The 13,659-nt window shown below is 64.1% G+C and carries 15 protein-coding genes and 2 tRNA genes; 8 read left to right on the top strand and 9 right to left on the bottom strand.

The annotated features are described in order from the left end of the window. Positions 1-34: 34 nt before the first annotated feature. The 3 genes from PMI40_RS09585 to PMI40_RS09575 all read right to left on the bottom strand — a co-directional run bounded on the left by PMI40_RS09585 (position 35) and on the right by PMI40_RS09575 (position 1,708). Positions 35-110 (bottom strand) — tRNA-Asn (locus PMI40_RS09585). Positions 111-325: 215 nt separating this feature from the next. Beyond that, positions 326-401 (bottom strand) — tRNA-Asn (locus PMI40_RS09580). 89 nt (positions 402-490) lie between these two features. Continuing rightward, positions 491-1,708, bottom strand: a complete 1,218-nt coding sequence (locus PMI40_RS09575) for an amino acid aminotransferase (protein WP_008114593.1) — start codon at positions 1,706-1,708, stop codon at positions 491-493. Positions 1,709-2,044: 336 nt separating this feature from the next. Between PMI40_RS09575 and uvrB the strand changes: the two genes are divergently transcribed. Together uvrB and PMI40_RS09565 are read left to right on the top strand one after the other, a co-directional pair. Beyond that, on the top strand, positions 2,045-4,126 hold the full coding sequence (gene uvrB, locus PMI40_RS09570) for an excinuclease ABC subunit UvrB (protein WP_008114591.1): 2,082 nt from the start codon (positions 2,045-2,047) through the stop codon (positions 4,124-4,126). A gap of 77 nt (positions 4,127-4,203) precedes the next feature. Then, on the top strand, positions 4,204-5,004 hold the full coding sequence (locus PMI40_RS09565) for a hypothetical protein (protein WP_008114589.1): 801 nt from the start codon (positions 4,204-4,206) through the stop codon (positions 5,002-5,004). Between the two features lie 197 nt (positions 5,005-5,201). Here PMI40_RS09565 and PMI40_RS09560 read toward each other — a convergent pair whose 3' ends face one another. After that, positions 5,202-5,453: a hypothetical protein gene (locus tag PMI40_RS09560; protein ID WP_008114587.1), complete on the bottom strand. Its 252-nt coding sequence runs from the start codon at positions 5,451-5,453 to the stop codon at positions 5,202-5,204. Between the two features lie 103 nt (positions 5,454-5,556). Between PMI40_RS09560 and PMI40_RS09555 the strand changes: the two genes are divergently transcribed. Beyond that, on the top strand, positions 5,557-6,495 hold the full coding sequence (locus tag PMI40_RS09555; RefSeq protein WP_008114585.1) for a LysR substrate-binding domain-containing protein: 939 nt from the start codon (positions 5,557-5,559) through the stop codon (positions 6,493-6,495). Positions 6,496-6,531: 36 nt separating this feature from the next. Here the strand turns inward: PMI40_RS09555 and PMI40_RS09550 are convergent, their stop codons facing one another. The 5 genes from PMI40_RS09550 to PMI40_RS24175 are packed head-to-tail and all read right to left on the bottom strand — an operon-like array spanning position 6,532 to position 9,679. Continuing rightward, on the bottom strand, positions 6,532-6,849 hold the full coding sequence (locus PMI40_RS09550; RefSeq protein ID WP_008114583.1) for a putative quinol monooxygenase: 318 nt from the start codon (positions 6,847-6,849) through the stop codon (positions 6,532-6,534). A 54-nt stretch (positions 6,850-6,903) separates the two neighbouring features. Continuing rightward, complete coding sequence (locus tag PMI40_RS09545; protein ID WP_008114582.1) at positions 6,904-7,827, bottom strand: metal ABC transporter substrate-binding protein; 924 nt, start codon at positions 7,825-7,827, stop codon at positions 6,904-6,906. 21 nt (positions 7,828-7,848) lie between these two features. After that, complete coding sequence (locus tag PMI40_RS09540; RefSeq protein ID WP_008114580.1) at positions 7,849-8,739, bottom strand: metal ABC transporter permease; 891 nt, start codon at positions 8,737-8,739, stop codon at positions 7,849-7,851. Continuing rightward, positions 8,736-9,545: a metal ABC transporter ATP-binding protein gene (locus PMI40_RS09535; protein WP_008114578.1), complete on the bottom strand. Its 810-nt coding sequence runs from the start codon at positions 9,543-9,545 to the stop codon at positions 8,736-8,738. The genes PMI40_RS09540 and PMI40_RS09535 overlap by 4 nt, the downstream gene beginning before the upstream one ends. Further along, on the bottom strand, positions 9,542-9,679 hold the full coding sequence (locus PMI40_RS24175) for a hypothetical protein (RefSeq protein ID WP_162130379.1): 138 nt from the start codon (positions 9,677-9,679) through the stop codon (positions 9,542-9,544). Before PMI40_RS24175 ends, PMI40_RS09535 begins: the two co-directional genes overlap by 4 nt. Before the next feature lie 190 nt (positions 9,680-9,869). On the opposite strand from PMI40_RS24175, the gene PMI40_RS09530 reads away from it, so the two are divergent. The 5 genes from PMI40_RS09530 to PMI40_RS24375 form a co-directional block, all read left to right on the top strand. After that, on the top strand, positions 9,870-10,481 hold the full coding sequence (locus PMI40_RS09530; RefSeq protein WP_008114576.1) for a DUF2796 domain-containing protein: 612 nt from the start codon (positions 9,870-9,872) through the stop codon (positions 10,479-10,481). Positions 10,482-10,490: 9 nt separating this feature from the next. Further along, the gene (locus PMI40_RS09525) at positions 10,491-11,207 is read left to right on the top strand and encodes an ABC transporter ATP-binding protein (RefSeq protein ID WP_008114575.1); all 717 of its coding nucleotides are present in this window, start codon (positions 10,491-10,493) and stop codon (positions 11,205-11,207) included. Next, complete coding sequence (locus PMI40_RS09520; RefSeq protein WP_008114573.1) at positions 11,204-12,481, top strand: ABC transporter permease; 1,278 nt, start codon at positions 11,204-11,206, stop codon at positions 12,479-12,481. The genes PMI40_RS09525 and PMI40_RS09520 overlap by 4 nt, the downstream gene beginning before the upstream one ends. A 7-nt stretch (positions 12,482-12,488) precedes the next feature. After that, the gene (locus PMI40_RS09515) at positions 12,489-13,241 is read left to right on the top strand and encodes a DUF3299 domain-containing protein (RefSeq protein WP_008114571.1); all 753 of its coding nucleotides are present in this window, start codon (positions 12,489-12,491) and stop codon (positions 13,239-13,241) included. Positions 13,242-13,475: 234 nt separating this feature from the next. Continuing rightward, positions 13,476-13,659, top strand: a 184-nt coding sequence (locus PMI40_RS24375; protein WP_238540925.1) for a hypothetical protein, incomplete at its 3' end; no start/stop codon positions are given.

Raw genomic sequence — 13,659 nt, 5'->3', positions numbered from 1 at the left:
TGACTCGAGAGTGCTTTTTTATTACCGAATTCTGTGGCTCCCCGACCTGGACTCGAACCAGGGACCTGCGGATTAACAGTCCGTCGCTCTACCGACTGAGCTATCAGGGAACAGATGAGGGCGCGATTATGAACGATTTTTTCTCTCTGCGCCAGAGTGCAGGGCAGAAATTTTCATGCTCGTTGCCAATCACGTCTGCGCCTTTCCCTCCGGCGCAAATTCACTACCAGAATACAAGCAACCAGTCGCTGCCCATACCGCATCGACAGCGCTACTCCCTGCTAATTGAAAAAGCCTCGCACGAATGCGAGGCTTTCAAATTTCTTGGCTCCCCGACCTGGACTCGAACCAGGGACCTGCGGATTAACAGTCCGTCGCTCTACCGACTGAGCTATCAGGGAACAGCTGAGAAAAAGATTATGACGGGATTTTTAGTTCTTGTCAAAAACTTTTTATCAAAAATGCCCCGGACTGCCGGGGCACCCGATCCTTACAGCACCTTGGCAATGGCATCGACCACATTGTCGATGTTCTTGCTGTTCAAGGCTGCCACGCAGATGCGGCCGGTATCGACGGCGTAGATCGAGAACTCGTTGCGCAGGCGATCGACTTGCGGCTTGGTCAGCCCGGAATACGAGAACATGCCGCGCTGCTTGATCACGAAGTCGAAATCATGCGCCGGGGCTTTTTCCTTCAGCTTGGCCACCAGCAACTGGCGCATTTCGCGGATACGCACGCGCATCTCGGCCAATTCGTCTTCCCACAGCTGACGCAGCTCTAGCGAAGCCAGTGCCGTCGCCACCACCTGCCCGCCATGGATCGGCGGGTTGGAATAGTTGGTGCGCACCACCCGCTTCAACTGCGACAGCACGCGCGCGGCTTCTTCGGCGCTGGCGCCGACGATGGACAAGGCACCGACGCGCTCGCCATACAGCGAGAACGACTTCGAGAACGAGTTCGACACGAACAGCGGGCCGCCTGCCTCGGCGAAACGACGCACCACCTTGCCGTCTTCTTCGATGCCATCACCAAAACCCTGGTAGGCCATGTCGAGGAAAGGCACCAGGCCGCGCGCGGTCACGACCTCGATCACTTCGGTCCATTGGTCGGCCGTCAGGTCGGCGCCGGTCGGGTTATGGCAGCAGGCGTGCAGCAGCACCACCGACCCGGCCTTCATGGTCTTGAGCGCGTCGAGCATGCCGGCGAAGTTGACGCCGCGCGTGCCTGCATCGTAGTAAGGATAGGCATTGACCTTGAAGCCGGCCATCTCGAACAGCGCACGGTGGTTTTCCCAGCTCGGGTCGCTGATCCAGACTTCGGTGCCGGCCGGCGAGAAATGCTTGAGGAAGTCGGCACCCAGCTTCAGTGCGCCGGTACCACCCAGCGCCTGCACGGTGATGGCGCGCTTTTCGGTAACCACGGCGCTGGCAGCACCAAACACCAGGTCCTGCACGGCGCGGTCGTAGGTCGCCAGGCCGTCGATGGGCAGGTAGGTGCGTGGCGCCAGCTTGGCCGCCAGTTCGGCCTCGGCCTTGCGTACGCATTGCAGCAGCGGCACCTTGCCATTGTCGTCATAGTAGACGCCCACGCCGAGGTTGGTCTTGGCCGGATTCTGGTCGGCGTTATAGGCATCGGTAACGCCCAGGATCGGGTCGCGCGGGGCCATTTCAATGGCGGAGAACAGGGAGGCGGAGACGGGTGCGTTCATCGTGATAACATGAAAAGTTAGCTGCAACGAGGCGCTGCAGTAAGGGAGAGGATGCAGGCGGGTTGCCGTGCCTGCACCGTTATGCAACACCGCATTCTAACAAATGTCGCTGCCCTATTACAGAAACAAACAGCCCGCCGCGCATGCCAAATCTGCATCGAAACCTGCAAAAACGGTATGGTTAGGCGCCCTGTCGCGCTTGAAGAAACAATAGTCGGCAACATTTAGATTGCCAGAACATCGAAGGCATATCCGCGTTTCCATCCTGCAATGTCCAATGATGGGCATGTGCGCACCGAATCGAGGCAATTCAATCACCGCAGGTAACCGATCACCATGGCCGAACTGACTCCCATTACTCCCGAACTCGACGATAGCAAGTTCGTCACGTTTCCCGATTCACCCTTCAAGCTGTACCAGGTGTTTGCACCGGCGGGCGACCAGCCGGCGGCCATCGACAAGCTGGTCGAGGGCGTCAGGGATGGCCTGTTCTTCCAGACGCTGCTGGGGGTGACCGGCTCGGGCAAGACCTACACCATGGCCAACACCATCGCCCGCCTGGGGCGACCGGCCATCGTCTTCGCCCCCAACAAGACGCTGGCCGCGCAGCTCTACAGCGAGTTCCGTGAGTTCTTCCCGCACAACGCGGTGGAATACTTCGTCAGTTATTACGATTACTACCAGCCCGAAGCCTACGTCCCGCAACGCGACCTGTTCATCGAGAAGGACTCGTCGATCAACGAGCACATCGAGCAGATGCGGCTGTCATGCACCAAGTCGCTCATGGAACGGCGCGACGTGGTGATCGTGGCGACCGTCTCGGCCATCTACGGTATCGGTAATCCCAACGAATACCACCAGATGATCCTGACCCTGCGCGCCAAGGACCGGCTGTCGCAGCGCGACGTCATCGCGCGCCTGATCCAGATGCAATACAAGCGCAACGAAACCGATTTCGGGCGCGGTACGTTCCGGGTGCGAGGCGACACCATCGATGTGTTCCCCGCCGAGCACGCCGAACTGGCGGTGCGCATCGAGACCTTCGACGACGAAATCGACAGCCTGCAGCTGTTCGATCCGCTCACCGGACGGGTGCGCCAGAAGATCCCGCGCTTCACCATCTATCCTGGCTCGCACTACGTGACGCCACGCGCCACCGTACTGCGCGCCATCGAGACCATCAAGGAGGAGCTGCGCGACCGGCTCGAGTTCTTCCGCAAGGAGAACAAGCTCATCGAAGAGCAGCGGCTCGAGCAGCGCACCCGCTTCGATCTCGAGATGATGACCGAGATCGGCTTCACCAAGGGCATCGAGAACTATTCGCGCCACCTGTCGGGCAGCAAGCCGGGCGACCCGCCGCCGACGCTGGTCGATTACCTGCCGCCGGACGCCTTGATGTTCCTGGACGAGTCGCACGTGCTGATCGGCCAGTTGAACGGCATGTACAACGGCGACCGCGCGCGCAAGGTGAACCTGGTCGACTACGGCTTTCGCTTGCCGTCGGCGCTGGACAACCGGCCGCTCAAGTTCGACGAATTCCAGGGCAAGATGCGCCAGACCGTGTTCGTCTCGGCCACCCCGGCCGAGTTCGAGAATTCGCATGCCGACCAGGTGGTGGAACAGGTGGTGCGCCCCACCGGGCTGGTCGACCCGGTCATCTCGGTGCGCCCGGCCACCACCCAGGTCGACGACCTGATGCAGGAGATCACCGACCGCGTGGCCAAGGACGAACGGGTGCTGGTGACCACGCTGACCAAGCGCATGGCCGAGCAACTGACCGAGTTCCTGTCCGACAACGGCATCAAGGTACGCTATCTGCACAGCGATATCGACACCGTCGAACGGGTAGAGATCATCCGCGACCTGCGCCTGGGCACCTTCGATGTGCTGGTCGGCATCAACCTGCTGCGCGAGGGACTGGACATCCCCGAGGTATCGCTGGTGGCGATCCTGGATGCCGACAAGGAGGGCTTCCTGCGTTCCGAACGCAGCCTGATCCAGACCATCGGCCGCGCCGCGCGTAACCTCAACGGCATGGCCATCCTGTATGGCGACCGGGTCACCGACTCGATGCAAAAGGCCATCGGCGAGACCGAGCGCCGCCGCACCAAGCAGGTGGCCTTCAACGAGGCCAACGGCATCACCCCCACCGGCATCAAGAAGGAAATCCGGGAACTGATCGATGGCGTCTTCAACCCGTCCGAAGCGCGTGCCGAACTGATGGTGGCGCAGGAACAGAAGAACTATGAAGCCATGAGCGAAAAGCAGATCAGCAAGGAGATCAAGCGCCTCGAGAAGCAGATGCAGGATCACGCCAAGAACCTGGAGTTCGAGAAGGCCGCGGCCGCCCGCGACCAGTTGCAGTTGCTCAAACAGCAGCTGTTCGGGGCTGCCGGTAGCGATTCAGCGGTGGCCTGAGCGCCGGCCACCGCAGGCAGGCCCTGCATCCGGCCAAACCCTGGCTATAATGCCGCCACTTCAGAAGACGGCAAGCCATGACCACATCCCTCCCCGCTCATTTCCTCACCCTGCTCCAGGGTGCCGACGCTTCCTGGCACGTCGCCCTGCGTGACGGCCTCGAGGCCATCGCGCAAGCCGATCCCGGCTACCTGCCGCTGCTGGCACAGGACCACTACCTGCCCACCGAGGGCCGCCTGTTTGCCGCGTTCAAGCAACCGATGGACCGGGTGCGCTATGTGTTGGTCGGTGAAGGCCCCTACCCGCGCGCGGCCAGCGCCACCGGGGTGTGCTTCATGGATGGCGCGGTCGGTTCGCTATGGTCGGACAAAGGCTTGTCCAAGCAGGTCAATCGCGCCACGTCGCTGCGCAACTTCATGAAGATGCTGCTGGTGGCCGATGGCGCGCTGCAGCCCGGCAACACCGCCGGCGATGCGCTGGCAGGCGTGGCGGCACGCGCGATGGCCGACGCCGACGGCACCATCCAGACCTTGGCGCAGTTGCAGCACAACCTGGACACCCAGGGCTTCCTGCTGCTCAATGCCAGCCTGGTGTTTCGCGCCCACGTGGCGCCCGTCAAGGACGCCCGTGCCTGGAAACCGTTCTTCGAGACGATATTGCAGGCCCTGGCTGAGCACGCCACGCAGCGCAACGCCGCTGCGCCGACCCTGATCCTGTGGGGCAAGATCGCCGAACAACTGCACAGCCTGCCGCTGGCGCAGCGTTTCCCGAAGGCGGTGGCCGAACATCCGTACAACCTGAGCTTCATCGAGCACGGTGGCATGCAGCAGCTGTTCGGCGCCATGCACCTGCTGGCAAAACCCGCTGCTGGTGCCTGACCGTCGGGACGGCCGACGCCGTAAACGACAAATCCCCGCAATAGCGGGGAATTGACTGGTGTTACCTACTACCTCGTGGCTTCCGGCTGGCCTGGCGGCTCCGCAATCCGGAGCCGGCGACACGGCACATGGCCGGATACTCCTGCTAGCGTCCAACATCCCGATGACATCGCGGGATCGCTACCTACACCGATCGTTCAGACCTTCGCGCCCAGCACCATCAATGCGTACAGATGGGCACGTTCGCGCTGGTAAAGGCGCTGTTCCAGCTCGTCGTGGCTGGCCACGTCCGCAAACAGGGCAGCTTCTTGCGTATCAGCAACAAACTCGACCGGCTTCAAGGCGTGGGCATTGATGATGCTCTGGATGGCAAAGCGGCCGAGCTCGACCAGGCTGCGCAAATTGTTAGAAAAACCGGCATCTTTGACAAGTACACTAACGGTGTTCATGATCTTCGCTCTCTGTTAAACGTTTCGGTGATTGAAGAATAAGGTCGCCCCCGGCTTTTGCAAAGCAACATTTTCCGACACCACTATAAGTTTTTCTTACATCATGTCGTCTTCCCTGCCACCTCTCAAGGCCTTGCGGGTATTCGAGGCTGCCGTGCGAACCCGCAGCCTGACGCAGGCTGCGCACGAATTGTTCATCACCCACAGTGCAGTGAGCCAACAGATCAAGTTATTGGAAGAACACTTCGGCCAGCCGTTGTTTTTACGCCAGTCGCGTGGTGTGGAGCCAACAGAGGCAGCCCTGCTGTTCTATGCCGAGGTCAAGGCCAGCCTGGACCGCATCGCGCTGGCAGCCGAGCAGTTGTCGATGGCCGGGCAAAGCCGGGTGGTACGCATGATCGCCGCGCCGTCGGTGGCCATGCGCTGGCTTATCCCGCGGCTGTCGCAGTTCCAGATCGACAATCCGCGTATCGAGGTGCGGGTGACCACTACCATGTCCGAATACTTCGAGGACGTCAAAGACCCGTTCGATGTCATCCTGTGGCGCAGCCCGCTGGTGCGCAGCGGCTACGAATGCGTACGCTTCCTGGATGACGTCTCGGTGCCGCTGGCCTCGCCGCATTTTCTCGAGCAGCACCCGGTCAAGGTCCCGCGCGACCTGGTCGAGGTGCCGCTGATCCACCTCTCGAGCCGCTCTGCGGCGTGGTCACAGTGGCTGGGCAAGGCCGGCGTGGCTGTACGCAAGAAGATGCCCGGCACGGTCTACGAGCATTTCTTCCTCAGCCTGCAGGCAGCGGCCACCGACCAGGGCGTGGCCATGGGTACGCTGGCGCTGGTCGACGACGACCTGGCACACGGCCGCCTGGTGCAGCTGTTTCCGGAAGTTGTGTTGCACGGGGAGGGATTTCACATGATGTATCGCAGCAGCGCCGAATCGAACCCGGCGCTGAAGACCTTCATCACCTGGTTGACGCAGATGGGTCAAGCCTCCGCCTACGATGCGCAGCGCACCCATGCGGCGGACTTCCCGGGCGAACACTGACGCAGCGCCGCCCGGGCCAAGGCTGGATTGGCCGGATCAGTCGGCCGAACGCAGGATGTGGACGGCGCGCTCGGCGATCAGGTCCTTCGACTTGTCGCGGTAGTCGGTCATGTGCGGTAGCGTGAAATGCAGGCGCAGGGCCTCCTCGCTGGCCCATTTCTCGACGAAGGCGAAGCTGTCCTGGCCCAGCGGCGCCTGGGATGGGCCGAAACCGTCGACATCGACCGTCAGGCCGTATTCGATGCAGCCTTCCTCGGCGCGCACGGCGGCCAGGTTGGCGCGGGCCAGCGCCAGCAGTTGGTCGCGCTTGCCCGGCTTGGCGGTAATGATGGCCACCACGGTAACGATGCTCATGCTTGTCTTCTCCTTGTTAGAACGAGGCGACAAGCATACGCGATTTGCCCGGCCTCAGTTGAGCCGGATCTTCTCCAGCAACTGCGTGATGTTGTAGCGCATCAGGCTCAGGTAGTCGGGCGCCGGGCCGCCGCGCCCGGACAAGGCGTCGGCATACAGCTTGCCGCCCGGGGTGACGCCGGCCTCGCGGGCGATCTGCTCCAACAGCCGCGGGTTGCTCATGTTCTCGAAGAACAATGCGCGGATCCTTTCGCTGCGAATCTGGCGGATCAGGGCCGCCACTTCCCGCGCACTGGGTTCGCTGTCGGTCGACACGCCCTGCGCCGCCAGGAAACGTACCTTGTAGTGGGCCCCGAAATACTCGAAGGCATCGTGCGACGTGATCACGCGGCGCTTGGCCTGCGGTACCTGCGCGAACTGCTGCAGCGCCCAACGGTCCAGTTCTTCGATCCGTGCCACATAGGCCTTGGCATTGCGACCGTAGACCTCGGCGCCGGCCGGATCGAGCGCGGCCAGCGCACGGGCGATATTGTCGACATACACCACCACGTTCTGCGGGTCCTGCCAGGCATGCGGATCGTGACCACCGTGATGATGGTCGTGATCGTGATCATCGTGATCGTCGGCCCTGGCACGCGCCTTGATGCCGGCCGAGGCCGTCACGATGCTGCCGCGATAACCGGCCGACTGGGCCAGGCGCTCGATCCAGCCTTCGAAACCGAGGCCGTTGACCACCAGCAGCCGCGCTCGCGCCACGGCCTTGATATCGGCCGGCGCAGGCTGGAACACGTGGGCGTCCTGGTCGGGACCGACCAGGGTGGTGACGGCGATGCGCTCGCCGCCGACCTTGGCCACGATATCGCCCAGGATGCTGAAGCTGGCCACCACCGCAATGGGGTCGGCGGCCAGGCACGGCAATGCCGCACCGGCCAGGGAAAGCGCCAGCATGGCGGCGGCGAAGCGACGAAGGATGTTCATAAGGACTCCAAGAAGAAAAAATCAACCCTGCAGGTGCGCTCGGCGCAGCAGGCGCGGCAGCCAGCCGCGCGGCGCAAGCAGCAGCGACAGCGCATAGAACACGCCGGCACAGACGATGATCACCGGGCCCGACGGCACCGAGGCGTAATAGGACAGCAGCAGGCCGGCATAGCCGGCGACGGCGGCCTGCAGCACGCTGTTGCACAACTGTGCCGGCAAGGTGTCGTGCCACAACCGGGCCGACACCGCCGGCAACATCATCAGTCCCACCGCCATGAGCGTGCCCAGGGTCTGGAACGATGCCACCAGGTTCAGCACCACCAGCATCAGGAAGGCCTGCTGGTACCAGGCGCCGCCCAGACGCGCGCCACGCCCTACGGCCATGAAGGCCGGATCGAAGCTTTCCAGCAGCAAGCCGCGATACAGCGCGGCGATGGCCAGCACGCTCACGCTGGCTACGCCGGCCATCAGCAGCAGGCCCTGGCTATCGACACCCAGTACGTTGCCGAACAGGATATGCAACAGGTCGAGCTGGGTGCCGTGGCGCGAAATCAGGATCACGCCCAGCGCCAGGGCCACCACATAGATGGCGGCCATGCTGGCGTCTTCCTTGAGTTCGGTATGCCGACTGATCCATCCGGCCAGCGCCACCACCAGCACGCCGGCGGCAAAGCCGCCCACGCTCAGGGCCGGCAAGGACAGGCCGAAGAAGATGAATCCCACCGCCACCCCCGGCAGCACGGCATGGCTGAGCGCCTCGCCGAACAGGCTCATGCGACGCAAGGTCAGCAGCACGCCCAGCGGCGCGCTGCCCAGCGCCAGCGCAAGGGCCGCCACCAGCGCCCGGCGCATGAACGAGAACTCCAGGAACGGGGAGACGGCAAACTGGACAAACGCGTTCCACAGCATCATGGCAGGCCACCATGGCGGTGCTGGCCGTGCGGGTGAGCCTGCGCTCGGCGTGTCAGCGCCAGCACCTGTTCGGCATCGACCTGGCATACCCCGGCGCCATCGTCGACCGCTTCGGCCATGGCACGCGCGCGCAGCAGGTTGTCCTCGCACAGGACCTCGGCGGTATCGCCCCAGGCCACCACATTGCGCGCCAGCAGCAGCGTCTGCGGAAAGGTCCGGCGCACCTGCTCGTGGTCGTGCAACACGGCGATGACGGTACGGGCCTGGGCATGCCAGGCGGCGATGATGTGCAGCAGGTCGCTGGTGGTGCGGGCGTCGATGGCGTTGAAGGGTTCGTCGAGCAGGATCACCTCGGCGTCCTGCAGCAGGATGCGGGCAAACAGCACGCGCTGGAACTGCCCCACCGACAGGCTGGCGACGGTGCGCGCGGCGAAGCCTTCCAGCCCCACGGCCTGCAGCGAGCGCCGGGCACGCTCGATCATCGGTGCGCTGATGCGCCCCCAGTTACCCTGCCCGGCCCAATAACCGAGCAACACGCAATCGAGCACCGATAGCGGAAAACTGCGGTCGATCTCGGCCTGCTGCGGCAGGTAGGCGATGCGGCCCTGGTCGACATGGGTCACCACCCGGCCATCGCTGCAACGGATCAATCCCAGCATGCTCTTGAGCAGGGTACTCTTGCCGGCGCCGTTGGGGCCCACCACGGCCGTGAGCGAACCGCGCGCGAAGGTACCGCTGACGTGGTGCAGCGCCGGATGCCGGCGATAGCTCACGGTCAGGTTCTCCAGCGTGATGGCCGCGCTCATGCCTGCCCTCCCAGTGCCCAGGCCACGCCCAGCCACAACAGGACGCACACAGGCAACACCAGCAGCACCCGCTGCCACCAGGCACTGGCGAGCACGCCATGCTTGAACAAGTGATAATTAAGCCACGACAACACAGGCAACCCGGATAAAGTGATGACAGCTGCAGCGCGACCAGGCCAGCGCCTAGTCGCAACCGAGTTGCAAAAATTAAAGGAAGCCGAATTATAATGCAACGCTGTTGCAGAATGTAACAGGACAGATTTTTTTATACGGAAAGCGTCACAATGCTGACCTTGTCCGTCAATTCGCAATCGAAAGCCGACCATGTTGCGCAAACTCAGCAAGTTCACCGCCCGCTCACCTGCCCTGGCCATGACCGGCCTGCTGCTTGCCGTGGCTGCCGGCGCGCCGGTCCAGGCGCAGGCACAAGACCCGCGTACCGGCAATCACCCGGCCCATGTCCATGGCGTAGCCCGGCTCGATGTGGCGCTTGAAGGCAATACGCTCACCTTGCAGCTCGATTCGCCCCTGGCCAACCTGGTCGGGTTCGAGCACGTGCCCTCGAGCACTGCCGACAAGGACGCCGTGGCGCTGATGGCGCGCACGTTGCGCGATGTCACCCGCATGTTCGCCACCGATGCCGCCGCCGGCTGCAAGAGTGCCGAGATCCAGTTGAGTTCGCCGGTGCTCACGCCGGCACAGCTCGGTGAAAATGCCCCGGCCACCGGCGAGGCTGTGCCGCGCGACGGGCATGCCGATCTCGATGGCGACTTCACGCTGGTCTGTGCCAGTCCCGGCGCGCTGAGCGTGGTGGACGCGAGCCAGTTGCTGGGCGCGTTCCCGGGCTTGCAACGCATCGACGTGCAACTGGCCACGCCCAAGAAACAGGGCGCATTGCAGCTGGCACCGGGCAATGGCGTCATCCCGCTGCAATAAGCCGCAACCATGAAGGCGGCACCGGCCATCGGCCTTTACGACCTGTCCTTTACCTGGCCGCGCCAGCCGGTGCCGGCCCTGCTGTTGGATGAACTGCGCATCGAGGCCGGCCAGCAGGTATTCATCAGCGGCCCCAGCGGCAGCGGCAAGAGCACGCTGCTGGCCATCATCGGCGGCATCGTCACGCCCCAGCGCGGCACCGTCAGCATCCTGGGCCAACCGCTGCAGTCGCTGGCCCCCGGCCGGCGCGACCGCTTTCGGGTCGACCACCTGGGCTTCATCTTCCAGCAGTTCAACCTGTTGCCCTATCTGTCGGTGATCGACAACGTGCTGCTGCCGTGCCGCTTCTCCAGCACCCGCCGCAACCGCGCCCTGGAGCGGGCCGACGGCCTGCCACAGGCCGCACGCTCGCTGCTCGATGGCCTCGACCTGGCGCCATCGCTGTGGACGCGCGACGTGGCCAGCCTGTCGATCGGCCAGCAGCAGCGGGTAGCGGCCGCGCGCGCCTTGATCGGCCGTCCCGATATCATCGTCGCCGACGAGCCGACCTCGGCGCTCGATGCCCAGCGCCAGCAGGGCTTTCTCGATCTGCTGCAGCACCAGTGCCGCCAGAGCGCCTCGGCGCTGGTGTTCGTCAGCCATGACCTGCGCCTGGCGCAGCGCTTCGATACCCGCATCGCGCTCGAGCAGGTCAACCGCGCCGAGCGCATGCAGGAACCGGCATGAAGCTGTTGCTCAAGCTGGCCACGCGCAGCGCCTGGAACCGCCGCTTCACGCTGGGCCTGATGCTGCTGGTCATCGCCTTGTCGAGCACCATGCTGCTGGGCATCGAGCGGGTGCGCCACGAGTTGCGCGCCGGCTTCGCGCAATCGGTATCGGGCACCGACCTGGTGGTGGGCGCGCGCACCAGCCCGATCCAGTTGATGCTGTATGCCATCTTTCGCATCGGCGGCGCCACCAACAACATGGGGTGGGACAGCGCCCGGACGCTGGCGCGGAACCCGGCCGTGGCGTGGACCATCCCGCTGTCACTGGGCGACTCGCACCGGGGCTTTCCGGTGCTGGCCACCAACGGCGACTACTTCAGGCACTTCCATTACGGCGACGGCCACGCCTTGCGGCTGGCACAAGGGCGGGTCCTTGCCGATGTCTTCGACACCGTGCTGGGCGCCGACGTGGCGCAACGCCTGCACTACCGGCTGGGCGACCACATCGTGCTGTCGCACGGCATGGCCGGCCTCGGCGCCCCCCGCCTGGCCGAGCATGCCGACAAGCCCTTCGTGGTGACCGGCATCCTGGCGCCTACCGGCACCCCGGTCGACCGCACGGTGCACATCGGCCTCGATGCGATGCAGGCCATCCATCTCGACTGGGAAGGCGGCGCACCGCTGCCGGGATTGCATATCGCCCCAGGCCTGGTCAAGAAGTTCGACCTCACGCCGACGTCGATCACGGCCGTGCTGGTCGGTCTCAAGAGCCGCGCCGCGGTATTCCGGGTACAGCGCGACATCGCCGATGGCGCCGGTTTCAACGAGCCGCTCATGGCGGTGCTGCCCGGCGTGGCACTGGACCAGCTATGGGACATCGTCGGTATCGGCGAGAACGCCTTGCTGCTGGTGTCGGCCATGGTGGTGGTCGTCGGCCTGGCAGGCCTGGTGGCCGCCATCCTGGCCAGCCTGGGCGAGCGCCGGCGCGAACTGGCGGTGCTGCGCTCGGTGGGCGCACGCCCGCGCGACATCTTCATCCTGCTGTGCATCGAAGGATTGGGCGTCATGCTGGCCGGGGTGCTGGCCGGGGTACTGATGCTGAGCGGCCTGCTGGTGGTGCTGGGCCCGACCCTGGCGGCGCACTTTGGCATCGTGCTGCAGGCGGCCTGGCCGACGCCGGGCGAACTGCAGCTGCTGGCCGCCACCGTGGCAGCAGGCTTGCTGGCCAGCCTGCTGCCGGGGCTGCGCGCCTATCGCATGAGCCTGTCCGACGGCCTTACTCCTAGAATCTGAACCCATCATGAAATTTCTCTATTGGATCGGCGGCATCGTCGCCGCCGGCTTGCTGGTCGGGACCGGCGTACGCCTGATCGGCCACGCCGACGATCGTGCCGCAAGCCCGGCCGCGCCGCTGCCCCTAAGCGCGCCCGGCGCCAGCGCACCGGCCGCATCGGTGCCGGCCGTGACGGCCCGCGCCGACGGCGGCAGCACCGTCAACGGTGTGGCGCAATACCAGGTGGGCGACCACCTCAAGCAGAGCCCCAGCGTCATGGACCAGCCCTACAAGCCCTCGGGCAAGATGGTCGACGGTTTTCGCGAAGTGGCCTGGGAAAGCCTGATCCCCAAGGACTGGGACGCCATGGCGCCATTCAAGGACCTGCAGCTGGACCAGCTCGATGACAACGACCCGCGTGCCGCCGCTGCCCTGTGGAAAGCCAAGAAATACTGGCGCGATGCGCCGGTCGACAAGAGCATCGAAGGCAGCGCGATCCGCATCCCCGGCTTCATCGTGTCGCTCGACCGCGAAGGCGAGGCGCTCAAGCAATTCCTGTTGGTGCCCTACTTCGGCGCCTGCATCCACGTGCCGCCACCGCCGGCCAACCAGATCATCCACGTGCGCAGCGCCAAGGCCGTCAAGAACCTGCGCACCATGGATGCAGTCTGGATCAGCGGCGTGCTCCGGATCGAGCATGCCGATACCGCCATGGGCGCTGCCGGCTACAGCATGACCGCGGTCGACGTGCAACCGTACACGGCGCCCGACAACGGCTAAGGCACGAGGTGGTCGCAGCTGTGGCTTATGCACAGTTTCCGGGGGCAAGCCTGTGCATAGCCACTGGGTAACCGCCCCAAGTCGTTGAACCAGAAGGACATTTCCAAAACGATGCAGGCTTGGGCCCGGCGGGTGGGCGCATGCGCTGCGGCGCCGTCTTGCGCATGACGGGACGATATCCACATTTTCTGGTGGCAAGCCTGTGGAAAAGCCTTTGAAAACCCACCCAAGCAATTGATTTATATCGTTTTTCCATTTGCGCGACAATGCCGGGCAAGCGACGAGGAAACGCCGCGCAAGGCGCCGGAAGATATCCACATTTTCTGGTGGCAAGCCTGTGCAGAACCACTTGAGAAGTCACTCAAGTACTTGATCGGAAAGCATAATTTAAAGACGAGGCAAGTCGCGGCAGGGCCTG

It is taken from the genome of Herbaspirillum sp. YR522, assembly GCF_000282575.1.
In the GTDB taxonomy this organism is placed as follows: Bacteria; Pseudomonadota; Gammaproteobacteria; order Burkholderiales; family Burkholderiaceae_D; genus Herbaspirillum.
This window is presented reverse-complemented; position numbering and strand designations above follow the sequence as displayed.

What these genes read in the sequence shown, in the direction of transcription:
- PMI40_RS09575 (WP_008114593.1), bottom strand. Translation starts at nt 1,708, where the DNA reads ATGAACGCACCCGTCTCCGCCTCCCTGTTCTCCGCCATTGAAATGGCC.
- PMI40_RS09540 (WP_008114580.1), bottom strand. Translation starts at nt 8,739, where the DNA reads ATGATGCTGTGGAACGCGTTTGTCCAGTTTGCCGTCTCCCCGTTCCTG.
- PMI40_RS09515 (WP_008114571.1), top strand. Translation starts at nt 12,489, where the DNA reads ATGAAATTTCTCTATTGGATCGGCGGCATCGTCGCCGCCGGCTTGCTG.
- PMI40_RS09520 (WP_008114573.1), top strand. Translation starts at nt 11,204, where the DNA reads ATGAAGCTGTTGCTCAAGCTGGCCACGCGCAGCGCCTGGAACCGCCGC.
- PMI40_RS09525 (WP_008114575.1), top strand. Translation starts at nt 10,491, where the DNA reads ATGAAGGCGGCACCGGCCATCGGCCTTTACGACCTGTCCTTTACCTGG.
- PMI40_RS09545 (WP_008114582.1), bottom strand. Translation starts at nt 7,827, where the DNA reads ATGAACATCCTTCGTCGCTTCGCCGCCGCCATGCTGGCGCTTTCCCTG.
- PMI40_RS09555 (WP_008114585.1), top strand. Translation starts at nt 5,557, where the DNA reads ATGTCGTCTTCCCTGCCACCTCTCAAGGCCTTGCGGGTATTCGAGGCT.
- uvrB (WP_008114591.1), top strand. Translation starts at nt 2,045, where the DNA reads ATGGCCGAACTGACTCCCATTACTCCCGAACTCGACGATAGCAAGTTC.
- PMI40_RS09565 (WP_008114589.1), top strand. Translation starts at nt 4,204, where the DNA reads ATGACCACATCCCTCCCCGCTCATTTCCTCACCCTGCTCCAGGGTGCC.
- PMI40_RS09535 (WP_008114578.1), bottom strand. Translation starts at nt 9,545, where the DNA reads ATGAGCGCGGCCATCACGCTGGAGAACCTGACCGTGAGCTATCGCCGG.
- PMI40_RS09560 (WP_008114587.1), bottom strand. Translation starts at nt 5,453, where the DNA reads ATGAACACCGTTAGTGTACTTGTCAAAGATGCCGGTTTTTCTAACAAT.
- PMI40_RS09550 (WP_008114583.1), bottom strand. Translation starts at nt 6,849, where the DNA reads ATGAGCATCGTTACCGTGGTGGCCATCATTACCGCCAAGCCGGGCAAG.
- PMI40_RS09530 (WP_008114576.1), top strand. Translation starts at nt 9,870, where the DNA reads ATGTTGCGCAAACTCAGCAAGTTCACCGCCCGCTCACCTGCCCTGGCC.